Raw genomic sequence first — 23,301 nt, 5'->3', positions numbered from 1 at the left:
TGCTCACTCTCTTGCACCCGCCCATCAGGTCGGGAATTCTCTCAGGCCAAACGCGTGCGGCCCGCCTGCTGTGGTTTCCTGATTGATCCGGGCCAGCTTGCCGACCACCGGCCCCAGCAGAAGCAAGGTCACCAGCAGCAGAATGACCTCCAGAACATAAACGGTGCCGTATCCGGTGGTGCGGTCGGCCAGTGTGGTGCCCATTGCACTGCTCAGCGCAACCTGCGTCATGCCGTCGCGGATCAGGCCGCCCAGCGCGATGCCAGCCCCGGCAGCGCTGGCCTGCACCGCGCCCCATGCGCCCAGCGCCATTCCGGCAGAGCCGTCTTTTGCGAGGCCCATGGCGGCAATCATCGTCCCGACCGAAAAGAGCCCCGTGCCGAACCCGATGGCCGCAGCGCCTGCAAACAGCAGGGCTACGGACCCGAGCGGACCGGCGAACAGCGTCATCAGAAAAGCGCCAATGCCGAGCACGACGCCAAAACCTGCTAGACGCAGCGGGTCGGAGCCGGTCGGCAGGCGATTGGCGCAAAGAGCGAAGGCGATCAGCGCGCCAATGGCCCATGCGCCGGTAAGGCCGGTGGTCGAGCCAACCGAAAGACCCAGTATCTCGCCGCCATAGGGCTCCAGCAGCGCGTCCTGCATGGAAAATGCCATTGCCCCCACGCCAATGGCGCAGAGCAACCGCTTGGTATTCGGCAACGCTGTAAAGGCCGCCCACATCTCCCGGAAAGCAGGTGCAGATGCGGCGGATTTGGCGCGGGCTGAACCGCGCGCCTCCTGCTTCCACAGCGCTGTGATGTTCAGCACCATGGTCAGCGCCGCAGCGCCCTGAATAACTTGAATCAGCCGGGTGGAGCTGAAATCGAGCAGCAGATTGCCGATGGTGAAGGAGGCCAGCATCATCCCCACGAGCAGCATCACATACAGCAATGCGACCACGCCGGGACGCTTGGCCTCGGGGGCAATGTCGGTCGCCAGCGCGAGGCCGGCGGTTTGCGTTACATGCATGCCTGCACCGGTCAGCAGGAAGGCGAGGCAACCCGCCATCAAACCAGCCGCAAAAGTGTCGGGACGGGTAAGCAGGACCAGCGCGAAGGGCATGATCGCGAGCCCGCCGAACTGTGCCATGCTGCCAAACCAGATATAGGGCACCCGTCGCCAGCCGAGGACCGAGCGATGCGTGTCGCTGCGATAACCTATCAGCGCGCGCAGCGGCGCGATCAGCAGCGGAATGGCAATCATCAGCGCGACAATCCATGTGGGCAGGCCCAACTCGACAATCATCACCCTGTTGAGCGTGCCGTTGAGCAGCACCGCCGCAATCCCGACGCTGACCTGAAACAGGGCGAGGCGCAGAATCCGGGATAGAGGCAGAGCTTCACTGGCCGCATCGGCGAAAGGCAGGAACCGTGTGCCCACGGCCTGCCAGAAATTCGCAGATGGCGGGCGCTGGTTCACCGGCGGCTGACCCCCATGGCTTGCGATTTGTAGAACCCGCTCGAGACACGCTTCGTGAAATCGACTTGCCATTCCGGCAAAGCAGTATCGATCGCCCGGGACAGGCTTGCTTCGGCAATCGGTTTGATTGCAGGGGACCGGTCGCTGCGCGGGAACAGCTTGCCCGCCATATGCATGGCGCGCAGCATCAGTGTTCCAGGAGCAAAGGTGAAGGCGATGTGATTGGTCCGGCCACTCCAGGCGTCCAGCACCCCGACAACATCCATCATCTCGTAATGGATGAGCGAATCCATGGCGATGACATGGTCGAAAATGCCCAGGCTGCGGTCGCGCATATCGCCAACGCGCCAATCGATCGAAAGGCCCTCCGGCGCGCGCCGCGCAGCAACGTCGATCAGCCCCTGCGACACATCGATCGCAACCACTTCCGCGCCGCGCTCTGCCGCTGCAATTGCCAAAGCGCCTGTACCGCATCCGGCATCCAGCAGACGCATACCATGCATGTCCGTCGGCAAGGTCGACAGCAAGAGCCCCCGCATTTCATCGCGGCCTGCACGCACCGTGGCGCGAATACCGCTGACTGGCACATCCGACGTCAGGTCTTCCCACGCCTTGCGCGCCGTCTGGTCGAAATACTGCTCCAGCCGTCCCCGGCTTTCGGCATAGGTGTTCGAGGCAACGCTATGGGCCATTATTCGAAGCCCAGAAATTCGAAGATGTCGCGGTCTTTCATCGGCGTCGCTTCGCTATGTTCGACCCCGTCCCACAGCTTGCGCGCAAGGTTCATATATTCCTCGCGGGCCGCCTCGACTTCGGGGCTGTCTTCCATTTCGAACAGCGTGCATTTTTTCAGGCGCGAGCGGCGGATGGCGTCGAGATCGGCAAAATGGGCAAGCCGCTGCATGCCGGTGGCATCGGCAAACCGGTCGATCTCGTCGGTTGCGGCGGAGCGGTTGGCAACCACGCCTGCCAGCTTCACATCGTAATTCTTGGCCTTCGCATTGATGGCCGCGACGATGCGGTTCATCGCGAAGATGCTGTCGAAATCGTTGGCCGCCACGACAATGGCATTATCGGCGTGCTGCAACGGGGCCGCAAAACCGCCGCACACCACGTCGCCCAGCACGTCGAAGATCACCACGTCTGTGTCTTCCAGCAGGTGGTGCTGTTTCAGCAGCTTGACTGTCTGGCCAACCACATAGCCGCCGCAGCCCGTACCCGCGGGGGGCCCGCCTGCTTCGACGCACATCACGCCGTTATAGCCTTCGAACATGAAGTCCTCGGTGCGCAGTTCCTCGGCGTGGAAATCCACTTCCTCCAAAACGTCAATCACCGTCGGCATCATCTTCTTGGTCAGGGTGAAGGTGCTGTCATGCTTGGGATCGCAGCCGATCTGCAGCACGCGGTGACCCAGCTTCGAAAAGGCAGCCGAAAGGTTGGAAGAGGTCGTCGATTTGCCGATCCCGCCCTTGCCATAGACCGCGAAAACCTTCGCGCCCTTGATCTCGTCCTTCGGGTCGAGCGCGACTTGTACGCTGCCTTCCCCGTCTGCGGGTGCGTCGCTGCCGTCCAATAGGGTCATGGCTTTTCTCTCCAGTTCACTCGGCGGGGACCAGGCCTTCCAGCCGGTCCTCCAGATCATTGCTTGCTGCTTTCAGGGCAGCGAGGGTTTCGGCATCGGGGGTCCACAAATCGCGTTCGGTCGCTTCCAGCAGGCGCTCTGCGACGCGGGCCGAGGATTTGGGATTGAGGGCGGACAGGCGCTTGCGCATGTCTTCGTCGAGCACGAAGGTCTCGCTGATCTGCTGATAGACCCATGGCGACACGGTTCCGGTGGTGGCGGACCAGCCCATCGTGTTGGTCACATGGCCTTCGATGTGCTTCACGCCTTCGAAGCCATGCTTGAGCATGCCCTCGTACCATTTCGGGTTGAGCATGCGGGTACGGGTTTCCAGATCGATCTGCTCGCCCAGTGTGCGCACTTTGGTGTCGCCCTGCGTCGCATCGACCACATAGACAGGGGCCGCCGTGCCGCGCGCTTTCTCGACCGCCCTGCTCATGCCGCCCAGACCATCGACGTAATGATCGATATCGGTGACGCCGAGCTCCACCGATTCCAGATTCTGGTAGGTCAGGTCGACCTGCGCCAGCTCGCTTTCGAGCAGCTCGCGGTGCTGTGTGGGCTGGCCCGTGCGGCCATAGGCATAGCCTTTGTGGGTTTCGAACATGCTGGCCAGTTCTTCGGGATCGTCCCACGCTCCGCCATCAATCATCATGTTCACATTCGCGCCGTAGGCACCTTGTGCATTCGAGAAGACCCTGAGAGCGGCCGTTTCCAGATCGCAGCCATGCCTGGCCTGATGCGCGAGGCTGTGCTTGCGCACGAAGTTCTGCTCCGGCGCCTCATCGGCCATGGTCGCCAGATAGGTCGCCTCGGCAATCATCCGGGTTTGCAGCGGCAACAGATCGCGGAAGATGCCGGACAGCGTCACCACCACGTCGATGCGCGGTCGGCCCAGCTCTTCCAGCGGGATCAATTCCGCACCGGCCAGACGGCCATAATCGTCGAACCGGGGCCGCGCGCCGAGCAGCGCCATGGCCTGCGCAATCTGCGCGCCTTCGCTCTTCAGATTATCCGTACCCCAAAGTACCATGGCGATGCTTTCCGGCAGAGCCGCGCCGCCGGCAGCATGGCGCGCCAAGAGTTGTTCGGCCTGCGCCGCGCCCTGCTTGCAGGCAAAGCTGCTGGGCAGGCGGAAGGGATCGAAGCCGTGGATGTTCCGGCCCGTCGGGAGAACCTCGGGATTGTGGAGCACATCGCCGCCCGGTGCAGGCGGCACGTAATTGCCATCCAGCGCGCGCATCAATGCACCCAGCTCATCATTCGCATCGATCGTCGTTTCCAGCTCGGCCCGGTCCAGTGCCGGGGTCGCAGCCAACATCGCATCGACCAGATCGCCGCGTTCTTCCGGCGACATTGCTCCGCCAAAGACATGCAGGCCATGCGGGATCAGTTCGCGCTCGATCTCGTAAACCCGGCCGGCCAGTGTCTCGATATCACCCACACCGATATCCAGCTCGTCGCACGCATCGCGGATCATGGTATCAAGCTCTGCGCGTTCGGGATCGGCAGGATCGCTGGTGCGAAAGCGTTCGACCAGCGCTTTCAATTCTCCGAAGCCCTTGGTGAGCCCTGCCTCGGCTAGTGGCGGGGTAAGGTAGCTGACCAAGGTCGCGCCCGAACGCCGCTTGGCAATGATGCCTTCCGAGGGGTTGTTCGACGCGTAGAGATAGTAATTGGGCAGATCGCCGATCAGGCGTTCCGGCCAACAATCGCCGCTCATTCCGGCCTGCTTGCCCGGCATGAATTCCAGCGCGCCATGGGTGCCGAAATGCAGCGCCGCATCGGCTCCGAAATCTTCGCGGATGTAGCGGTAAAAGGCCGAGAATGCGTGGGTCGGTGTAAAGCCGCCTTCGAACAGCAGCCGCATCGGATCGCCTTCATAGCCAAAGGCTGGCTGCACCCCGACGAACACATTGCCGAAATGCGCGCCATAGACATGGATGCTTTGCCCGTCGCTTTGCTGGCGACCGGGCGCCGCGCCCCACTGCGCTTCGATTTCCTTCAAATACGGTTCGGCGCGTACGTGATCGTCGGCACTGATCCGCGCGGCGACATTGGCATCAGCGCCATAGTGCTGGGCATTACCGTGCAGGATCGCTTCGCGCAGATCGTCCACCGTGGCCGGAGCTTCGCAGTCATAACCTTCCGCCTGCAAGCGCCGGAGCGTGGCGTGGAGCGATTCGAACACCGCCAGATGCGCCGCCGTGCCGGTTGCACCGGAATTGGGCGGGAAGTTGAACAGCACGATGGCCAGCTTGCGCGCAGCCTTTTCGGACTGACGCTGACGGATGAGGCCTTGAACCTTGGCTGCCAGCGCTTCCACCCGGTCTGGGCAACTCTGCATCGCACGGACGCTGCTTGCGGCATCGAAATGGCAATTGCGCGCGCAGCCGGTGCACCCTTCGGGCGACCCGTCCGCGCGTCCGCCAAACACGCTGGGCACGATCGCACCATCCAGCTCTGGAATGGCCTGCATCATGGTGGTTTCCAGCGGCAGCAAACCCTGCTTGCCCGCGCCCCATTGCTCCAGCGACTGAAACTCGATCGGATGGGCAGCGATGTAAGGAACGTTGAGCGCAGTCAGCGCCTCCACCGCTGCGTCCACATCATTGTAAGCCGGGCCGCCAACCAGCGAGAAGCCGGTCAGGTTGACCACGCTGTCGACGATGCATGCGCCGTCACGCATGAAAAATTCGTCGATCGCAGGCCGCGCATCGAGCCCGCTGGCGAAGGCGGGAATGACGTTCAGACCCTGCGCCTCAAGGGCGGCGATCATGCCGTCATAGTGGCCCGTATCACGGCCCAGCAGATAAGACCGCAGCATCAGCACGCCGACAGTGCCGGTGGCCTTGCGGCTCTTCGGCAGCTTCGCCGCACTCTCGGCCATCAGGCCCTTCATGCGCGGGTGATAGACACCGACTTCGGGATATTCGCGCGGGGCATCGACCGGCATCGTGCCGAGCAGGCTGGCACGTTCGCCGCTGGCATACCGGTCGATCAGGCCGCGCACCATGTCGACCACATTGTCGTCCGACCCGGCCAGCCAATATTGCATGGTCAGGAAATACTGGCGCACATCCTGCGCCGAGCCGGGTACGAATTTCAGGATCTTGGGCAGACGGCGCAGCATGCGCATCTGGCCTGCGCCGGAGCTTCCGCCCGGCTTCTTCGAACCGCGCAATTTCTTGAGCAGCGCCAGCGGCCCCTTGGCGGGCTTGTCCATCCGGTAATTGCCGAGCCGGGTCAGCTTGACGATATCGCTTTGCGACATCAGCCCGACAATCGCATCGCAGTGCTCGCGCCGCTCCATCAGTGCCGGGTGGATCGCCCGCACATGGTCTTCCAGAAACAGCATCGTGGCGATGATGATATCGGCCTTCGCGATGTCGGCCTTGGCGCGCTCCAGAACGGCAGGGTCGCGGTCCCAGTCGGACGCGGCATAGAGCGACAGCGTCACATTATCGCGCGCCAGCTGCTCGTTCGCGCGCTCCACTGCGCCCGCCAGATGGTTGTCCAGCGTGATAATCACTGCCCGAACAGCGGGGGAGTTCGAGGAGACGCTACCGGGCATAATGCGCCTTCGCTTCGTAAAGCGTTTCCAGCTCGATGGTCCCGACACCCCGTTCGGCGGCAAAGGCCTCGGTGTTCTTACGAGCCTTGCCGCGCACGAAGAACGGGATTTTCTTCAGTTCACGCTGGGCATCGTCGCTCCACACCGCTTCGCTGTCATTTGCCGGTTCTGCGACCTGCTCTTGAGGGACAGAATGTCCGGGTCCGAGATGCGAGGGCACGGCGCTGTCGTTGAACTCGAAATCGTCGCGGAACATGGTCAGCAGGTGCTCTTCCAGCCCCATCACGAGCGGGTGAACCCATTCGTCGAACAGCACGTTCGCGCCTTCAAAGCCCATATGCGGCGAATACCGCGCGGGGAAATCTTGCACATGGACCGGTGAGGAAATGACCGAGCAGCCAATGCCAAAGCGTTTGGCGATGTGGCGCTCCATCTGGGTGCCCAGCACCAGCTCCGGCTGCGCCGCCTCGATCGCGCTTTCGACCGCCAGATGATCGTCGGTGATCAGTGGTTCGACACCGTATGTCTTCGCCGCAGCGCGCACATCGCGGGCATATTCCCTGTTGTAGCAACCAAGGCCGACGACCTTGAAGCCCATCTCCTCCGAAGCAACCCGAGCGGCGGCCACCGCGTGCGTGCCGTCACCAAAGATGAAAACGCGCTTGCCGGTCAGGTAATTGGAATCGACCGAGCGGCTCCACCATGACAGGCGCGAGAGGCCCTCGGCCAGCAGAGGCTCGGGATCGGTCCCTGCCAGCTCCGCGACTTCGCGGACGAAATCCTGCGTTGCGCCTACGCCGATGGGAACCGTGCGAATGGCTGGCTGGCCAAATTCTCGCTTGAGATAATCCGCCGCCAGATCGCCAGTTTCGGGATACATGACGATGTTGAAATCCGCCTCGCCCAGCCGGGCGATATCGGCCGCGCTCGCGCCTAGCGGGGCGACGACATTCACATCGACGCCCAATTTGTCGAGCAGGCCGGTGACTTCGACTATGTCGTCGCGGTTGCGGAAGCCCAGCGCGGTCGGCCCAAGCAGATTGGCGAGCGGGCGGCGTCCGGCAGGGTCGCTGGCAGTGCGGGTCTTGTCGCACAGCGTGCGGACAATCTGGTAGAACGTCTCTGCGGCGCCCCAATGTTCCTTGCGCTGGTAGCTGGGCAGCTCCAGCGGCACCACCGGCAGCGGCAGACCCATCTTTTCGACCAGCCCGGCGGGATCGTCCTGAATGAGTTCGGCTGTGCAGGATGCACCCACCAGCAGGGCATCGGGGGCGTAGCGCTCGATCAGATCGTTGGCCGCGTCCTGGAAAAGCTGGGACGTATCTTTGCCCAGATCGCGCGCCTGAAATGTTGTGTAGGTTACCGGCGGCCGCTGGTCGCGCCGCTCGATCATAGTGAACAGCAGATCGGCATAGGTATCGCCCTGCGGTGAATGCAGCAGGTAGTGAATGCCCTTCATCCCCGTCGCAACGCGCATCGCGCCGACATGGGGCGGGCCTTCATATGTCCAGACGGAAAGCTGCATCGCGCTATACCTTCAACACATCGCGGCGGCGCAGCGGGCGGGCAAACAGCTCCGCCAGATCGCCCGCCTGGTCGAAACCGTGGATCGGGGAGAAGACCAGCTCGATCGCCCATTTGGTGGACAGCCCTTCGGCCTCAAGCGGATTGGCGAGGCCCAGCCCGCACACCGTAAGGTCGGGCTTGGCGCTGCGCACCCGGTCCAGCTGCTTGTCGACATCCTGCCCCTCGCTCAGCTGCACGCCAGCGGGCAACGCTGCCAATTCCTGCGCCATATGGGCGGTGTGCAGATAGGGCGTGCCGACTTCGATCGGGATCATGCCCAGCTCGTTCGCCAGGAAGCGTGCAAGCGGAACTTCCAGCTGCGAATCCGGCATGAAGAAGATGGTCTTCCCCGCCAGCCGCTCGCGCTGATGGGCCAAGGCGGTGCGCGCACGCTCCTGATAAGGCGCGATAACCGCATCGACATGCGCGGCGTCAATTCCGAACGCAGCCGCGGCCGCGTGGAGCCAGTTGCTGGTGCCTTCCACTCCGAACGGGAAAAGCGCATCGATCCGGCGCGCCCCGCGCTTCGTCAACTGGTGCGCGGTATCATTCAGGAAAGGCTGGGCCAGCAGGAAGCGCGTATTGGGGCCGACGCCGGGCAAATCCGCCACCGCGCGTTCCGGCAGGCTTGCGACATGCTCGATCCCGATGCCTGCGAACAGACGCTTGAACTGGTCCTCGACGATATCGGGCAGGGAGCCGACAATCACCAGATTGGCAGGCGCATCCGCGTCCAGCACCGGCATTTCCGGGACCAGCGCTTCGAGGCAGGCGTCCTCGCCCTGCGTAAAGGTCGTCTCAATCCCGCTGCCGGAATAGTTGAGCACGCGGACCTGTGGCGCGTGCTTCATGGATAGCCGCTGAGCCGCTTTCGACAGGTCGAGCTTGATCACTTCGGACGGGCAGCTGCCGACCAGAAACAGCGACTTGATCTCGGGGCGGCGGGCTAGAAGCTGGTCGACAATCCGGTCGAGTTCCTCATTGGCGTCGGCCAGACCTGCGAGGTCCCGCTCTTCCATGATGGCCGTGGCAAAGCGTGGTTCGGCAAATATCATCACGCCCGCTGCGGACTGGATCAGATGCGCGCAGGTGCGCGAACCGACCACAAGGAAGAACGCGTCCTGCATCTTGCGATGAAGCCAGATGATGCCTGTCAGTCCGCAGAACACTTCGCGCTGGCCGCGCTCTTTCAAGACGGGCGCACAGTCGGCGCCGGCGGGAGCCTTCAGGGCAGCGGGCGCGTTCATGCCGCCACCGCCAGCCGCATGCTGTCTTGCTCAATCTGCCGCCCTTGCAAGCGCGCGAGCCGCAGTTTCCAGAGGAACTGGCCGGCATTGACGAGATAGGTGCCATAGGCGGCCAGAGCGACATACATCTGCTGGTGCGTGGTGCCCCAGCCGGTGAAGAGCATCACTAGATAGGCCGTGTGCAGCGCCAGCACCGCCATGCTGAATACGTCTTCCCAGAAGAACGGCTTGGCAAACAGCCACTTGTCGAAGACCACTTTCTCCCAGATCGAGCCGGTGATCATGATGGCGTAAAGCGCGCAGGTCTTCAGAACGATGGAAATCTCCGCCGCCGTTTCGCCCTCGCCCGTGGCGAGGAACCGCACCACCAGAGCAAGGCTGACAGCGAAGATAAGGAACTGGATCGGAGCGAGTGCACCCTGAATCGTGGTCCAGACCGACTCGTCACGGCGCTTGCGTTGCTCGGGCGTGTAAAGACCGTGCTTTCCGCTCTCGGGCGCAGCATTTCCGGCGTTTTGCGCCAATGCGTCTGGTCCGTTCCTGGACAGCTGACCTTCTCCCGCCACTATACCCTGCGGAAACTACGGCCTGCCGGAGCAAAGTGTCAAGTTTTTTGGACATATAGAAAAGTTGACACAGGATAATTGCCAAGCGCGGGATTTTCCCATAGCCTGCGACTCGCGCAGAGCAGAAAACTGCCTGCCGGGACGGCGTTATATTATGCCGCCCCAATCGGTGGGAGAGCCTGTCTATGGCCTCGGTTTTCAGCATGAAGGAACTGCGTTCGAAATACGTCGACTGGCGTAGCGGCCGCAAGAACGATGCTGCGCGGGAGCTTGATGAGACCGCAGCCGAGCCGCATGTCTGCACGATTGTACATGATCCCAAAGGCGCGTTCGACTTGTCCGTCTTGCTTGAAAACATCGTGATCCCGAAGCTGATTGCAGGGCGAGGCAAGCCTTCCCGCCGGATCGGCAAGCAAGGCCTCGCGGAAACCATTGGTACCGAGCGCAAACGGCCTATTTCGGCAGAAGATGTAGAAGCCTTCACCGATCTGACTTTGAAGAGCGAAGCGTCCGAACTGCTCGATTTTATCGACAATTGCCTTGCCACCGGGAGCTCGGTGGAAGCGATCTATGTCAACCTTCTCGCCCCGTCTGCACGGCGCCTGGGCGAATTCTGGGAAGAAGACAGCGAAGATTTCGTCGATGTGACGATGGGCCTGTGGCGCATTCAGGAAGTCTTGCGCGAATTGACTCTGCGTATCCCGCCCAGCGGGAAGCCCGGGCAAGGTCGCCGGTCGGCCTTGTTCTCCACCATGCCCGGCGAACAGCACAGTCTGGGCACTCTAATGGTGGCAGAATGCTTCCAGCGCGCGGGTTGGGACGCCGATATTCTGATGGAGCCCACACGCTCCGAGCTGACCGGAAAATTTGCCGGACGACATTACGATCTGGTCGGATTGACCCTCAGCAATGACTGCCCTAGCGAAGAGATCGCAGGGCTGATCACTTCGATCCGGTCCGTATCCAAAAATTCCGGAGTGTGCGTCATGCTCGGCGGGCGGCTGATCAACGAGAATCCCGATTTGGTGCGCGCATGCGGTGCCGACGGCACTGCGCCCGATGCTGTGACCGCGATCGAGCTGGCTAACCGGTTGGTCCCGTTAGAGGCGACAGCGCCTGATCTGCTGGCATAGGTCGGCCCGGTCATGGACCTTCGAGCTTCTGGAAATGAGCGCACCCCGTTCAGCGATGCGGATGCGATGTTCTCAGGCTTCAGCCAGGATGATTTCGTAGAGCTCGCCTATTGCGCCGGTGACTTCATGCTGGCCATCGATGAAAGCAATGTCATCCGCGACGTGGCATTCAGCGGCAAGGAATATCAGCTCGCCAACCGCTGGATCGGCAAGAAATGGGCCGAGACGGTAACCGTCGAAAGCCAGCCGAAAATCGAGCGGATGCTCGATTCAAGGCAGGGGCTCGATACCAAATGGCGGCAAGTCAACCATCACCATGACGGCGAGGATATTCCCGTCAAATATCGCACGATCAAACCGGAAAGCGGCCCCTGGACGATTGCCGTCGGCCGCGATTTGCGCGTCGTTTCCGCCTTGCAACAACGGCTGCTGCGAACGCAGCAATCGATGGAGCGCGATTACCTCAATCTGCGCCAGACAGAGACCCGATATCGCCTGCTGTTCGACAACATCTCCTATCCGGTGATGATTGTCGATGCAGACGATCTCAGCATCCAGCAGGCGAACAGCGCGCTGCATAGTCTGGTCAATGCCGCTCCGGGCAGTCTCGACAGCAAATCGCTGACCAGTCTGGTGGCCGAGGAATCGCGCGATGCGCTGGTCGCCCATATCGGCGCGGCGTCGGTCAGCAATGTGTCCGATCCTGTCAGTATCCAGCTCGCCGGTCAGGGCGATCCTGTGCGGCTGACCATGTCGGCTTTCCGGCAATCGGGAAAACAGTACTGGCTGGTCAATATCGATGACGGGGAACACCGGGTCCCCGGCAGGCAATCGGATCGCTACGTTCTCGATGCGGTCGAGCAGATGCCCGATGCGTTCGTTCTGGCGAACAGCAAGCAGGAAATCGTCGTGGCCAACCGCGCCTTTGCCGAACTGGTGCAGGCCGGATCGCAGGAGCAATTGGTCGGCGTATCGCTCAACCGGTTTATCGGACGCCCCGATGTCGATCTGAACCTGCTGCGCAAGCAGCTGAAAGATCACCAGAATGTCCGCAATTTCAGCTCTGTGGTCAACGATCTGAGCGGCGGCGAGGAGCCGGTCGAAATCTCTGCCATCATGATCGAGCAGGACCAGCCGCTGTTCGGATACTCGGTCCGCACAGTCGGTCGGCGGGAACGTGATTTGCCCGGATCGGGCGAGGAATTGCGCTCTGTCGATCAACTGACCGAACTGGTCGGGCGTAGGCCGCTGAAGGAAATCGTGCGCGAGAGCAGCGATTTGATCGAGCGCATGTGCATCGAGGCGGCGTTGATCCACACTTCTGACAATCGCGCCTCTGCGGCGGAGATCCTGGGACTGAGCCGCCAGAGCCTCTATTCCAAATTGCACCGCCACGGCCTCGGGAATCTTTCCGACAAAAGCTGATCGGCTGACGGCCGTTTCAGGCGACAATTAGAGTGTCCACAAAATTTGACACTATGGTGCGCGAGGCATAGCCTCACCAAATGTCGGATTTGACGATTCCCGCTGCATCCCCCCGCGTTCCGGCGCTGAAGGATGTTATCGCTCTGACCAAGCCCGTCACATGGTTTCCCCCGATGTGGGCCTTTCTATGCGGCGTGGTCTCCTCCGGTGTTTCGCTCGGCGACAATTGGGGCTTCCTGCTGGCGGGTATCGTGCTGACCGGACCGGTTGTTTGCGGCACCAGTCAGGTCATCAACGATTGGTGTGACCGGCATGTCGATGCCATCAACGAACCGGATCGCCCGATCCCCTCGGGCCGCGTGCCGGGACGCTGGCCGGTCGGGATCGCGCTTGCGGGCACCGCACTTTCGCTGGCGCTGGGTGCACTACTCGGCTTCTGGGTTTTCGCCGCGACCTGTGTGGCGCTGTTTTTCGGCTGGGCCTACAGCGCCCCGCCCTTCCGCTTCAAACGCAGCGGATGGTGGGGGCCGGCTGTCTGCGGCCTGAGCTATGAAGGGCTGTCATGGTTCACCGGCGCTGCCGTGATGCTGGCTGCCTTGCCGGGCACGAATGTGCTGGCTGTGCTGCTGCTTTATAGTCTGGGCGCCTTCGGCATCATGACGTTGAACGATTTCAAGGCCGTCGATGGCGATGCGCAGATGGGCCTCAAATCGCTGCCGGTGACACTGGGTGTGCCCAGCGCCGCGATGATCGCCTGCGCGGTGATCGCGCTGTCGCAACTCGCCGTGATTGCGCTGCTGCTTGCCGAGCAATTCACGCTGTCCGGCATCGCCGTGTCGGCGCTTCTCGCTTTGCAACTGGCCTGCATGGTCCGTCTGGTTCGCGACCCGCGCCGCTTTGCGCCCTGGTACAATGCGACCGGCGTCTCGCTCTACGTATTCGGCATGCTGGCCGCGGCTTTGGGTCTGGGGGGATATATATGAGCGTCGCAGCAATTCCGGAGGCCGGTGCAGCACCAGACAATCGGGGCCTCGGCTGGTTCGGCATCGTCCGCCTGGGCACGGTGCAGGCGGCAATCGGTGCGATGGTCATGCTCGCGACCTCGCTGTTCAACCGGGTGATGGTGGTGGAGTATTCGGTCGCTGCCGCTGTCCCGGCTGCGCTGGTCGCATGGCATTACGGCGTGCAGCTCACGCGCCCTCTATGGGGTCACAAATCGGACCGCTCGCGCAGCCGGACACCGTGGATCATCGGGGGGATGAGCATTCTTGCCCTCGGAGCGGTGCTGGCGGTCGATGCGACGATCATGATGGCCGATCCGGGTATCGGCGCAGCGCTGCTGGCCATTGTCAGCTTCACGATGATCGGCTTTGGCGTGGGTATGTCGGGCACGGCGCTGCTCGCCCTGCTGGCATCGCGCGTGTCCCCCCATCGTAAACCGGCTGCGGCTGCCATCAGCTGGACCATGATGATCGCCGGGATTGTCATTGCCGCAGGGTTGTCCGGCGCGTTTCTCGATCCGTTCAGTGAACAGCGTCTCGCCATTGTCACCAGCATCGTGGTGCTGGTCGCCTTCTGCCTCGCCATGCTTGCGCTGCACAATCTGGAAGCGCGCAATCCGCCGGTGGAGCAGGCCCAGCCGTCGCAGCCGGCACAGAGCTTTCCCGATGCCTTGCGTGAAATCTGGCACGAGAAAGAGGCCCGCCGCTTCACCTATTTCGTGTTCATCTCGATGCTCGCCTATTCAATGCAGGATTTGATTATGGAGCCCTTCGCCGGGTTCCTGTTTGAAATGACCCCGGGGGAATCGACCCAGCTTTCCGGCATCCAGCACAGCGGCATTCTGGTCGGTATGCTCCTCTGCGGTGTCGGAGGCAGCCTCTACGCGAAACGCTTTGGCCAGAACCTCAAAATCTGGATCGTCGCAGGGTGCCTCGGCTCGGCGCTGATGCTGGCCGGGCTGTCCTTTGCCGCAACGCAGGGGACGTCGTGGCCGCTGGTTGCCAATGTCTTCGGCCTCGGCCTTGCCAATGGCGTGTTTGCCGTCGCTGCGGTCGGAGCAATGCTCGGGCTCGCCAGCAAGGGACGCAGCGCGGGCGAAGGCACGCGGATGGGCGTGTGGGGCGCGGCGCAGGCGATAGCTTTCGGCACGGGCGGACTGACCGGTGCCGTGCTGGTCGATCAATTGCGCAGTTTCACAGGGCAGGACGCCAGCGCCTTCCAGATCGTCTTCACGGTCGAGGCGCTGCTGTTCCTCGCCGCTGCGGTGGTTGCGACGGGCACCACATTGATCCGGCCATCGGGGCAGGAAAAGGGGTTAGCAGTATGAGCGTTCAAACCGATTATGACGTCATTGTCGTGGGCGGCGGACCTTCCGGGGCCACCGCTGCGCATGACCTGACCATGCAGGGCCACAAAGTGATGCTGTTGGACAAGGCTGGCCGGATCAAGCCGTGCGGCGGCGCTGTTCCCCCGCGCCTGCTGAAAGACTTCGACATCCCGCAATCGCTTCTGGTGGCACATGCCAATTCTGCGCGGATCATCGCCCCGTCCAACAACAAGGTGAGCATGCCCTGCGGCGATGGCTATGTCGGCATGGTGGACCGTGACCAGTTCGACGAATGGCTGCGGACCCGTGCCGCCGATGCCGGTGCAACCCGCGTCACCGGCACTTGCGAGACCGTGCAGGACGGCGAAGGCGGCGTCGCCACCCTCACTTACCGCACAGATCGCAGCGCCGAGCCGGTCACGGTCACCGCACGCTGCGTGATCGGCGCGGACGGAGCCCGCTCCCGCGTGGCCCGGCAGTGCATCCCCAATGGCGAAAATGTGAAATGCGTGTTCGCCTATCACGAAATCGTGAAGGTGCCCGAGGGCGCTGCGGCGCAGCAGGCCGCCGACTACGAACCCGACCGCTGCGATGTCTATTATCAGGGACATCTCTCGCCCGATTTCTACGCGTGGGTATTCCCGCACGGGAAGACCGCCAGCATCGGCCTGGGCAGCGCGAACAAGGGTTTCCCGTTGCGCGAGACAACCCGCATCATGCGCCAAGAAGCCGGCTTTGCCGATTGGGAAACCGTGCGCAAGGAAGGTGCACCCATTCCGCTCAAACCCCTCAAGCGCTGGGACAATGGCCGCAATGTGCTGGTCGCGGGCGATGCGGCGGGCGTTGTGGCACCGTCTTCGGGTGAAGGCATTTACTACGCCATGTGTGCCGGACGGCTGAGCGCCAATGCGGTGGGCGAATTTCTCGTCACCGGCAATCCGAAGGCGCTAAAGGGCGCGCGCAAGGCATTCATGAAGGCGCATGGCCGGGTGTTCTGGATCCTCGGGATCATGCAGTATTTCTGGTATAGCAGCGACAAACGCCGCGAGAGCTTCGTGAAAATGTGCGCCGATCCCGATGTCCAGCGCTTGACGTGGGAAGCCTATATGAACAAGGAACTCGTCAAGCGAGATCCCATGGCCCATATCCGTATCTTCCTGAAAGACACCGCGCATTTGCTGGGATTGAGACCCGCCAAAGCATGAGCCGCGCGTCTCTTCTCCCGATCATAATTGCCGCCGTTCTGGCCTTTGGCACTGCTGTGGTCGGCGGCACGATCACGGTGCTGGACGAGTGGTATTACAGCCTGCAACAGCCCGACTGGGCACCGCCCGGCTATATGTTCGGGGTCATCTGGACCGCGATTTTCGCACTGATCGCGATTGCCGGTGTGCTGGGCTGGGAGAAAGCGCCAACGCGCCGCGACGCCGAAGTTATGCTCGGCATGTTCGCCTTTAACGGCTTCCTCAATCTGCTGTGGAGCTTCCTGTTCTTCCGCATGCAGCGGCCCGATTGGGCATTTTACGAACTGATCCTGCTGTGGATTTCCATCGCCGGGCTGATCGTGTTTTGCGGCCGCTTTTCGAAATTATCGAGCGTGTTGCTGGTGCCCTATCTGGTCTGGGTGACCATCGCCGGAGCGCTGAATTATCAGGTCGTCCAGCTCAACGGTCCCTTCGGATAAGGCCCGCGCCGGTGGAGGCCTTCTTCACCAGCGGACGCGCGGTCGATGTGGTGCTGGCGGTGCTTGTGGCTGAGGCTCTCTGGCTGAAATGGCGCGGGCAAAGCTGGGCCGATATCCTGCCCGCGCTGGTTCCTGCCGTGCTGATGATGGTGGCCCTGCGCGCCGCGCTCACCGGAATGGCATGGCCCTATATCTCGATACCGTTGGCCGCAGCCTTTCCGGTGCATCTGTATGATCTGCGCCGCCGGTCGATGCTCGGCAAAAACTGATCGGCGAACGCTGATCAGTTGCGTCAGGATTTCAAGAAACCGCCATCAATCGGGATCTCCGCCCCCGTGACATAGGATGCGCGCGGGCTGGCGAGAAACGCGGCTACGGCGCCGAATTCGCGCGGCTCTCCGAAACGCCCTGCCGGTATGTTCTCTACAGACTTGGCGGCAATCATCTCCGGCTCCACCCCGGCCTGCCGCGCGATGTTCTGGTGCAGCGAGCGCAGCCGGTCGGTATCCACCTGCCCCGGCATCAGCATGTTGACCGTGACACCGTCGGCAGCGACTTCCTTCGCCAGCGTTTTCATCCAGCCATGCAGCGCTGCGCGTATAGTGTTGGATAGCGCCAGGCCGGGGATCGGCTCGCGTACACCCGCAGAGGTGACGCTGAGGATACGGCCGAAGCCCGCGCTGCGCATGCCGGGCAAGACAAGACGGGTCAGCTCCGTAATGGTCAGGAGCATGGGCTGGATGGCATCGGTCAGCTGGGATGTCTCTGTCTGATGCGCAGCCGTGGGGACCGGCCCGCCGCAATTGTTGACCAGAATATCCACCCCGCCCAGCTTGGCGTGCGCGTGACCGGCAATGGTCGTGGCGGCATCGGGAGCGGCGAGATCGACCCCCAGCATCGGCCAATCCAGAGTATCGGGCGCACTGCGCGACACGCCGAGCACATGCGCACCCTCGTCGGCGAGTTCCTGCGCAATCGCCGCGCCAAGGCCTTTGCTTGCCCCCAGAACCACGGCCCGTTTGCCTGCCAGCTGAAGATCCATTGTCGCACTCCCGAACGTTTCTGCCGATTGTTATGCCGTTAAAGCCGAGGCACAGCGACTGTCCGCTTTGGCAGGGTTTCGGATACAGAAAAGCCCGACCTGTCACAGGCCGGGCTCCTCTTTTTCAGGCTTGGGAACCTGCTCAGTAATCGGGCGCGTAATGGTGCTCGATTGCCCACAGGTACCAATTGTCGACCACCGTGCCGGTCAGCAGAATGCCGATGCCGCCGGTCAGCGTGCAGAGCACTGCAAACCACCAAGCCCAGCGGTGGATCGATTCCATCGTGGCGTTGAAGCCCATGGTCCAGCGCCAGAACAGACCGGCGCGTTCCGAAGCCGTCCCGCGATCGGTGATCTGCTCCAGCTCCCGCTCGCCGCCATAGCGGCCCACGGCCAGGATCGTCGCCCCGTGCATCGCGAACAGCAGGGCCGAGCCGTAGAGGAAGACAATCGAAAGCGCGTGGAACGGGTTGTAGAACAGATTGCCGTACAGCAGCGACAGATTGTTGGTCCATTCAAGGTGCGAGAAAATGCCGAACGGAACCGCCTCGGACCAGCTGCCCATGAAGAACGGGCGAATGAAGCCGAGCACGAGATACAGCCAGATGGCGCTCATGAAGGCCCATGCCACATGCGTTCCCATGCCCAGCGCGCGCGCCCGGCGATAGGTGCGCACCCACCACAGGAGGATCGATGCGGTCAGGAAGAAACCGGCCATGATCCACCAGCCGCCTTCATTCAGCGGGACAAAGGGCGAGAAGCCGTATTCCGGCCCCGGAGGATCGAGCGAGAGCCAGAAGAACTGGCGGAGGAATTCGGTCGGGCTCCAATTGACAGAGGCAGCCATGTTCAGACCGATGATCTCGATAGCAATGAACCCGCACACCAGCGAGGCGATGCCCAGCCAGCCCAGATAGATCGGGCCGATCTGCGCCTGGCCGAACTTGCCCATCCAGTAGCTGAAGCCGGTGTCCTGCGTGCGCTCGCTGCGCTCCACACCCGACAGGGGAATGCCCATCTCCGGCGCGTGCTCCAGCTGAACCTGGGTGAAAATGTTCTGATATCTATTTAGCATCGCTCATCCCCCTCACGACCAGATCGGCATGTTGCGCCACCATTCCCACCATTCCGGCCAACCGCCTTCGAACAGCGGACCAGCGATGATAATGCACACCGCGCTCCAGAAACCGGCATTCAGCGCCAGAAACAGGCCCAGCCGGTGGATGCCGATGGTGCCGACCGAGTAGCCGATGAAGTCGCGGAAGAAGGTGTCTTCATATTCCGGCGTTTTCACATTCTCGCCCTTGGCCGGATTGACCGCCGACAGGATCAGGGCGCCGTGCAGCGCCAGCGCCAGCGTCGTGGTGAAGAAGAACGTCACCGCGATCATATGCGCCGGATTGTAGTGAAAGTTCACATAGGCGTATCCGACATTGGACACCCAATCGAGGTGGCTGAAAATGCCGTAGGGGAAGCCGTGCCCCCATGCGCCCATCAGGAACGGGCGGAACACCACGAGCGTGACATAGGCGAAAATCGCCACACCAAAGGCAATCGGCACGTGATAGCCCATGCCCAGCTTGCGGCAGATTTCCACTTCGCGCAGCGCCCACGAAACGAAGGCGACAATCGCGCAGATGGTGATGACTTGCCAGAAGCCTCCCTCGGCCAATGGCGCAAAGCCGAGGCCATAGGACAGGTCAGGCGGATTGATTGATATGAGCCACGGGTTCCATGTCGGCCCGAGAGAGGCCGCATAGAAAATCAACGCCGTGCCCAGAATGGCCGCAATCGCGCCGACGACCCCGAAAAACCCGACGTAAAACGGCCCGATCCAGAAATCGAACAGGTCGCCGCCAATCAGGGTGCCACCCCTGACCCGGTATTTTCTCTCGAAACTCAACAGCGACATGGCATTTCCCCTGCGCGCTCATGCTTGCCGCCCATCAGGCGACGGTTGTCAGATTCAGAGCCGCATCCGGTTTGGGAGCGGTCCCCGGTTTCGGGCCTGTTTTCGCCAGGCCCGTCGATTGATAACCCAGTGGGAGGCACGGCGCTTTCGCGCCGTGACCTCCAATAGGGCCATGATCAGGTGAGTCGTTCTGACTGCTCGATCATGGCTGTCTCGGTTCCGGCGCCCGGTCCCTCGATCCAGTTGAAGCGGTCAGTGCTCAACAGGATGAAGTGGATCAGGAGCGCAAGGACGAACAGGAAGATCGCCAGTGCGACCAGTGTCCGACGCGGGTCGAAAATTAACCAAAGTCTCCACATAGTCTTTCTCCTATCCGAACAGCGGTGCGAGCGTGGCCTGTGCTACACGGATGCCGTCATCCAGTGCCGCATAGCCGTTCACGCCGGGGAACCACGGGCGCCACATCCACACCAGAACGTGTGCGATGATCGCGATGATCGTGAAGCCGATGAAGCTTGACACGAAAATCTTGTGGAACTCCTTGGCTTCTTCCGGGGTCAGGTAAGCCCCCGGACCGAAGCGGTCGTTCTCCTCACTCATATTCCATCTCCATTATTGGCCCCTGCAAGCCGCCAGAGGCGCCCCCCACGGGTATTTCCCGGCCTGCCAACGTGGCGGTCCAGGTTGCGGATGCCGGGCACGCGCCCGGCAAATCTGTTGGGGCGAAAGCGCGACGCATCATGCGCTTTCCCCTTTGAGTAAAACTGCCGCCAGCCGGTCGGCAGAAACATGCGTCGCGCCCGCCAGACGGGCATCCCGTTCGGCTGCGTCGCGCAGGTTCTTGGCGGCGGAAATGCGCACCAGAACCGGCTGCGCTTCGACAATCGCATCGAATTTTTGCTTGGCGTCCTCATCCCATTCCAGCGGAATATCGGGCCGCGCTCCGGCCTTTGCGGGGGTCGCCTCGCCAGCATCCATCTGGGTGGACAGCGGCAGGATGTGGAACAGCGCATCGAACAGCGCATTGCACACTTCCTGCACCAGATATGTCGCACCGGAATACCCCATATAGGGCGTTCCGGTGTGACGGCGGATCGCGGCCCCGGGGAAGGAAGCGGGAATGAAAATTCCACGCGCGCCAGCCTCCGCCATATACATGCGTTCATTGTAACTGCCGAACACCACCATCGGCGGGTTCTCGAAAATCGCTGCGCGCACCGCTTCATTGTCGGGCTTCACCCCGGCGGTGCGGCTGAAGGAAAACGAGCAGGGCAGTCCCATATCGTTTTCGAGGAAATTGCGGATGCCTCGGGCGTATGTCTCGTTCGCGACGATCCCGAAATTCGCCGTGCCGAAGAAGTCTTGCGTGACCGAGCGCCAAAGATCCCACAGCGGCTTGATCGTGGTGTGCTTCTCGCGTGTGATGAAGGGCTCCGGATCGAGGCCGGTCATCTGGCCCAGCTGGCGCAGGAATTTGGTGGTGGAATCGAGGCCAACGGGGGCCTGCAGATAGGGCCGCTCCAGCTTCTCGCACAGGTTCCGGCCGAACTCGCGGTACATGCAGATATTGACCGACGCATCGGCCAGCTTGCGGATATCGGCAAGGTGGCTGCCCAGCGGGAACACCATGTTGACATCTGCGCCGATCCCTTCGACCAGACGGCGGATTTCCGCCACATCGGAGGGCATGTTGAACATGCCGTAGGATGGCCCGATGATGTTGACCTTGGGCTTCTCCCCATCGGCCAGCTTGCGCGGCGCGGGCATTTTTTTTGGCCCGAATTCGGTCCACAGCCAGGTCAGCGCCCGGTCTTCGGATTCCCACTGGTCCTCGTCGATCGTGCGCGGGAGGAAGCGCTTGATATTAGTGCCTTCGGGCGTCACCCCGCCGCCAATCATCTCGGCGATGGAGCCGGTCACCACCACAGCGGGCAGATCGGGATCGAGTGACTGCCAGGCCCGGCGCATCGCGCCTTCGGTCCCGGTCTTGCCCAGCTCTTCCTCGCCAAGACCCGTCACGACAATCGGCAATTCGTGCGGCGGCAGGCCGTCTGTGTAATGCAGGACCGATGTCACAGGCAGGTTCTCGCACCCGACCGGACCATCAATGATCACTTGTAGACCTTTGATCGCCGTGAAGGCGTAGACGGCACCCCAATAGCCGCCCGCCCTGTCATGATCGAGGATGAGGGTCATGTGCCCACCGCCTCTGCTGCCTTTGCAGCCATGGCGTTTTGCGCGGCGTATTTCTTCTTGAACTTCGGGCGGTCTGTCGGCGTTTCCGACCAGATGCCGCTGGCATGGCCTTCGCCTACGCCTTCGAAGAATTCGGTCATCCGGGTAAAGCGGTCCTTGTTGCCCATGGCCGCGTTTATCACTTGTGCCAGACTGCCGGCCCCGGCCGGACCCATCAGCGGACGGGCGGAGATGAGATTGGTGAAGTAGAGCGCCGGGATGGCCTTGGCTTTGGCATGCTGCACCACCGGGGTTGTGCCGATGGACAGGTCCGGGCCGAATTCCTCGACCGCGGCGATATCTTCTTCCAGACTGGCGCGGTAATTGACGCGCACGCCTTTCGCCTCCAGCCATTCGCGATCCGGATCGGACCATTTGGTCCGCGGGCAAGCGGTGCCCACATAAGGTACATCCGCGCCGCTTTCGATCAGCAGGCGCGCGACCAGCAATTCAGAGCCTTCATAGCCCGACACGGTGATCCGGCCCTTGATCGGCTTGGCGGCGAGAGCGCCGTCAATTGCGGGGAGCATCGCGTTTTGCGCCTCGGCAATCTGGTCTGCGGAGGCTCCGGTGGCCTCGCCGATGGCCTTCAACCAGGCGGCTGTCCCATCGCGGCCCACGGGTGCAGAGCCTACGACTTTGCGGCCCGCCGCTTCGAATTCACGCACGCTGGCGGTGTAAAACGGGTGGATCGCGGCGATCACGGCACCGTCGAGCGCGGTGTAGAGCTCGCGCCATTCACGAGTTGGGACAACCGGGCCAGCAGCCAGACCGAGGGGGGCAAGCATGTGCCCGATACCCACGGGGTCCGCCGGGAACATCTCGCCCAGCAGTGTGACAGATGGCTTGTCCGCGCGTTCTTTCGGAGCGGCGACGGGACCCTGCTCGGCTTCCTCGCGGGCATATTTCAGCATGGCGCCGGCAAGAACGTCCTTCGCCTCTGCGTGAGTTGGCACACCGAAACCCGGCACGTCGATGCCGACGACACGCACGCCGTTAATCGCGTCGGGCAGCAGGCGCAGCGGCACGCCGCTGGCCGTTGGCACGCACAAATTGGTGACAACGATGGTGTCGTATTTCTCAGGATCGGCCATCTGCTCGACGGCTTCCTTGATGTCTTCGAACAGCTTGCCGGTGACCAGCGTCTCGCTGCTGAAAGGCACATAGCCGACGCTGCGCCGCGCACCGTAGAAATGCGAGGTGAAGGTCAGTCCGTAAACGCAGCAGGCCGAGCCCGACAGGATCGTGGCTGTGCGCCGCATCCGCAGGCCGACGCGCAGGCTTCCGAATGCCGGGCACATGCTCTGCGGCTGATCGTGCGGGCCGAGGGGGTAGTCCTTCTCGTACTGGTCGAGAATCTCGGATTGGCCCGCCTTCTTCGCCGCCGCGCGCATGGTATCCGCGCCGCCATGGCAGCCGCTGCCCTCGGCGGGAGCAGCAGAAGCGAGATCGATCCGGTCCGGGGACCGGTTCGATTGGCGCGAGGCAGGAGGGGCAAAGGCGTCA

The 23,301-nt window shown here is 62.3% G+C and carries 21 protein-coding genes; 7 read left to right on the top strand and 14 right to left on the bottom strand.

What is annotated here, in order from left to right; genetic code table 11:
• Window positions 1-24: 24 nt before the first annotated feature.
• From ACFCW2_RS07110 to bchF, 7 genes are read right to left on the bottom strand one after another with little or no spacing between them, the layout of a single operon-like run.
• Window positions 25-1,461, bottom strand: a complete 1,437-nt coding sequence (locus tag ACFCW2_RS07110; protein ID WP_379545231.1) for a BCD family MFS transporter — start codon at window positions 1,459-1,461, stop codon at window positions 25-27.
• Window positions 1,458-2,153, bottom strand: a complete 696-nt coding sequence (bchM, locus tag ACFCW2_RS07105; protein WP_379545229.1) for a magnesium protoporphyrin IX methyltransferase — start codon at window positions 2,151-2,153, stop codon at window positions 1,458-1,460. The genes ACFCW2_RS07110 and bchM overlap by 4 nt, the downstream gene beginning before the upstream one ends.
• Window positions 2,153-3,043, bottom strand: a complete 891-nt coding sequence (gene bchL / locus ACFCW2_RS07100) for a ferredoxin:protochlorophyllide reductase (ATP-dependent) iron-sulfur ATP-binding protein (protein ID WP_379545228.1) — start codon at window positions 3,041-3,043, stop codon at window positions 2,153-2,155. The genes bchM and bchL overlap by 1 nt, the downstream gene beginning before the upstream one ends.
• A 16-nt stretch (window positions 3,044-3,059) precedes the next feature.
• Window positions 3,060-6,656 (bottom strand): magnesium chelatase subunit H, encoded by a 3,597-nt coding sequence (locus ACFCW2_RS07095; protein WP_379545226.1) that lies wholly within the window; start codon window positions 6,654-6,656, stop codon window positions 3,060-3,062.
• A complete protein-coding gene (bchB, locus tag ACFCW2_RS07090; protein WP_379545224.1) occupies window positions 6,646-8,181 on the bottom strand; it encodes a ferredoxin:protochlorophyllide reductase (ATP-dependent) subunit B in 1,536 nt (511 codons plus the stop codon). The genes ACFCW2_RS07095 and bchB overlap by 11 nt, the downstream gene beginning before the upstream one ends.
• Window positions 8,182-8,185: 4 nt before the next feature.
• Entirely contained in the window at window positions 8,186-9,469 is a 1,284-nt protein-coding gene (locus tag ACFCW2_RS07085) for a ferredoxin:protochlorophyllide reductase (ATP-dependent) subunit N (RefSeq protein WP_379545223.1), read from the bottom strand.
• Window positions 9,466-9,993: a 2-vinyl bacteriochlorophyllide hydratase gene (bchF, locus tag ACFCW2_RS07080; protein WP_379545222.1), complete on the bottom strand. Its 528-nt coding sequence runs from the start codon at window positions 9,991-9,993 to the stop codon at window positions 9,466-9,468. Before bchF ends, ACFCW2_RS07085 begins: the two co-directional genes overlap by 4 nt.
• A 227-nt stretch (window positions 9,994-10,220) precedes the next feature.
• Between bchF and ACFCW2_RS07075 the strand changes: the two genes are divergently transcribed.
• The 7 genes from ACFCW2_RS07075 to ACFCW2_RS07045 all read left to right on the top strand — a co-directional run bounded on the left by ACFCW2_RS07075 (window position 10,221) and on the right by ACFCW2_RS07045 (window position 16,875).
• On the top strand, window positions 10,221-11,168 hold the full coding sequence (locus tag ACFCW2_RS07075; protein WP_379545221.1) for a cobalamin B12-binding domain-containing protein: 948 nt from the start codon (window positions 10,221-10,223) through the stop codon (window positions 11,166-11,168).
• A 12-nt stretch (window positions 11,169-11,180) separates the two neighbouring features.
• Entirely contained in the window at window positions 11,181-12,593 is a 1,413-nt protein-coding gene (gene ppsR, locus ACFCW2_RS07070; protein WP_379545220.1) for a transcriptional regulator PpsR, read from the top strand.
• Window positions 12,594-12,673: 80 nt separating this feature from the next.
• Window positions 12,674-13,576: a chlorophyll synthase ChlG gene (gene chlG / locus ACFCW2_RS07065; protein WP_379545219.1), complete on the top strand. Its 903-nt coding sequence runs from the start codon at window positions 12,674-12,676 to the stop codon at window positions 13,574-13,576.
• Window positions 13,573-14,922, top strand: a complete 1,350-nt coding sequence (locus tag ACFCW2_RS07060; RefSeq protein ID WP_379545218.1) for a BCD family MFS transporter — start codon at window positions 13,573-13,575, stop codon at window positions 14,920-14,922. Before chlG ends, ACFCW2_RS07060 begins: the two co-directional genes overlap by 4 nt.
• On the top strand, window positions 14,919-16,127 hold the full coding sequence (locus ACFCW2_RS07055) for a geranylgeranyl diphosphate reductase (protein WP_379545217.1): 1,209 nt from the start codon (window positions 14,919-14,921) through the stop codon (window positions 16,125-16,127). Before ACFCW2_RS07060 ends, ACFCW2_RS07055 begins: the two co-directional genes overlap by 4 nt.
• Window positions 16,124-16,606 carry a TspO/MBR family protein gene (locus tag ACFCW2_RS07050; RefSeq protein ID WP_379545216.1) on the top strand — a complete coding sequence of 161 codons (483 nt, stop codon included), beginning with the start codon at window positions 16,124-16,126 and terminating at the stop codon, window positions 16,604-16,606. The genes ACFCW2_RS07055 and ACFCW2_RS07050 overlap by 4 nt, the downstream gene beginning before the upstream one ends.
• An 11-nt stretch (window positions 16,607-16,617) precedes the next feature.
• Entirely contained in the window at window positions 16,618-16,875 is a 258-nt protein-coding gene (locus ACFCW2_RS07045) for a hypothetical protein (RefSeq protein WP_379545215.1), read from the top strand.
• 23 nt (window positions 16,876-16,898) lie between these two features.
• On the opposite strand, the gene ACFCW2_RS07040 is transcribed toward ACFCW2_RS07045, so the two are convergent.
• The 7 genes from ACFCW2_RS07040 to bchY all read right to left on the bottom strand — a co-directional run bounded on the left by ACFCW2_RS07040 (window position 16,899) and on the right by bchY (window position 23,189).
• Window positions 16,899-17,648: an SDR family oxidoreductase gene (locus ACFCW2_RS07040; protein ID WP_379545214.1), complete on the bottom strand. Its 750-nt coding sequence runs from the start codon at window positions 17,646-17,648 to the stop codon at window positions 16,899-16,901.
• Between the two features lie 142 nt (window positions 17,649-17,790).
• Entirely contained in the window at window positions 17,791-18,723 is a 933-nt protein-coding gene (gene pufM / locus ACFCW2_RS07035; protein ID WP_379545213.1) for a photosynthetic reaction center subunit M, read from the bottom strand.
• 12 nt (window positions 18,724-18,735) lie between these two features.
• Window positions 18,736-19,560: a photosynthetic reaction center subunit L gene (gene pufL, locus ACFCW2_RS07030; protein WP_379545211.1), complete on the bottom strand. Its 825-nt coding sequence runs from the start codon at window positions 19,558-19,560 to the stop codon at window positions 18,736-18,738.
• A gap of 176 nt (window positions 19,561-19,736) precedes the next feature.
• Window positions 19,737-19,919 carry a light-harvesting antenna LH1, alpha subunit gene (pufA, locus tag ACFCW2_RS07025; RefSeq protein ID WP_379545210.1) on the bottom strand — a complete coding sequence of 61 codons (183 nt, stop codon included), beginning with the start codon at window positions 19,917-19,919 and terminating at the stop codon, window positions 19,737-19,739.
• Between the two features lie 10 nt (window positions 19,920-19,929).
• A complete protein-coding gene (gene pufB / locus ACFCW2_RS07020; RefSeq protein WP_379545208.1) occupies window positions 19,930-20,160 on the bottom strand; it encodes a light-harvesting antenna LH1, beta subunit in 231 nt (76 codons plus the stop codon).
• 138 nt (window positions 20,161-20,298) lie between these two features.
• Window positions 20,299-21,756, bottom strand: a complete 1,458-nt coding sequence (gene bchZ / locus ACFCW2_RS07015; RefSeq protein ID WP_379545207.1) for a chlorophyllide a reductase subunit Z — start codon at window positions 21,754-21,756, stop codon at window positions 20,299-20,301.
• Window positions 21,753-23,189, bottom strand: coding sequence for a chlorophyllide a reductase subunit Y (bchY, locus tag ACFCW2_RS07010; RefSeq protein WP_379548944.1), 1,437 nt, complete (start codon window positions 23,187-23,189; stop codon window positions 21,753-21,755). The genes bchZ and bchY overlap by 4 nt, the downstream gene beginning before the upstream one ends.
• Window positions 23,190-23,301 lie beyond the last annotated feature (112 nt).

The sequence above is a fragment of the Qipengyuania algicola genome (assembly GCF_042492175.1).
Taxonomy (GTDB): domain Bacteria; phylum Pseudomonadota; class Alphaproteobacteria; order Sphingomonadales; family Sphingomonadaceae; genus CAJXSN01.
Note: the sequence above shows the minus strand (reverse complement) of the source record. Positions and strands in the feature narration are given on the sequence as shown.

Coding starts and splice junctions, on each gene's coding strand:
- pufL (WP_379545211.1), bottom strand. CDS start 19,560: ATGTCGCTGTTGAGTTTCGAGAGAAAATACCGGGTCAGGGGTGGCACC.
- chlG (WP_379545219.1), top strand. CDS start 12,674: ATGTCGGATTTGACGATTCCCGCTGCATCCCCCCGCGTTCCGGCGCTG.
- pufA (WP_379545210.1), bottom strand. CDS start 19,919: ATGTGGAGACTTTGGTTAATTTTCGACCCGCGTCGGACACTGGTCGCA.
- pufM (WP_379545213.1), bottom strand. CDS start 18,723: ATGCTAAATAGATATCAGAACATTTTCACCCAGGTTCAGCTGGAGCAC.
- ACFCW2_RS07055 (WP_379545217.1), top strand. CDS start 14,919: ATGAGCGTTCAAACCGATTATGACGTCATTGTCGTGGGCGGCGGACCT.
- pufB (WP_379545208.1), bottom strand. CDS start 20,160: ATGAGTGAGGAGAACGACCGCTTCGGTCCGGGGGCTTACCTGACCCCG.
- ACFCW2_RS07060 (WP_379545218.1), top strand. CDS start 13,573: ATGAGCGTCGCAGCAATTCCGGAGGCCGGTGCAGCACCAGACAATCGG.
- ACFCW2_RS07050 (WP_379545216.1), top strand. CDS start 16,124: ATGAGCCGCGCGTCTCTTCTCCCGATCATAATTGCCGCCGTTCTGGCC.
- ACFCW2_RS07040 (WP_379545214.1), bottom strand. CDS start 17,648: ATGGATCTTCAGCTGGCAGGCAAACGGGCCGTGGTTCTGGGGGCAAGC.
- bchM (WP_379545229.1), bottom strand. CDS start 2,153: ATGGCCCATAGCGTTGCCTCGAACACCTATGCCGAAAGCCGGGGACGG.
- ppsR (WP_379545220.1), top strand. CDS start 11,181: ATGGACCTTCGAGCTTCTGGAAATGAGCGCACCCCGTTCAGCGATGCG.
- bchZ (WP_379545207.1), bottom strand. CDS start 21,756: ATGACCCTCATCCTCGATCATGACAGGGCGGGCGGCTATTGGGGTGCC.
- ACFCW2_RS07095 (WP_379545226.1), bottom strand. CDS start 6,656: ATGCCCGGTAGCGTCTCCTCGAACTCCCCCGCTGTTCGGGCAGTGATT.
- bchY (WP_379548944.1), bottom strand. CDS start 23,189: ATGCGCGCGGCGGCGAAGAAGGCGGGCCAATCCGAGATTCTCGACCAG.
- bchB (WP_379545224.1), bottom strand. CDS start 8,181: ATGCAGCTTTCCGTCTGGACATATGAAGGCCCGCCCCATGTCGGCGCG.
- bchL (WP_379545228.1), bottom strand. CDS start 3,043: ATGACCCTATTGGACGGCAGCGACGCACCCGCAGACGGGGAAGGCAGC.
- ACFCW2_RS07085 (WP_379545223.1), bottom strand. CDS start 9,469: ATGAACGCGCCCGCTGCCCTGAAGGCTCCCGCCGGCGCCGACTGTGCG.
- ACFCW2_RS07075 (WP_379545221.1), top strand. CDS start 10,221: ATGGCCTCGGTTTTCAGCATGAAGGAACTGCGTTCGAAATACGTCGAC.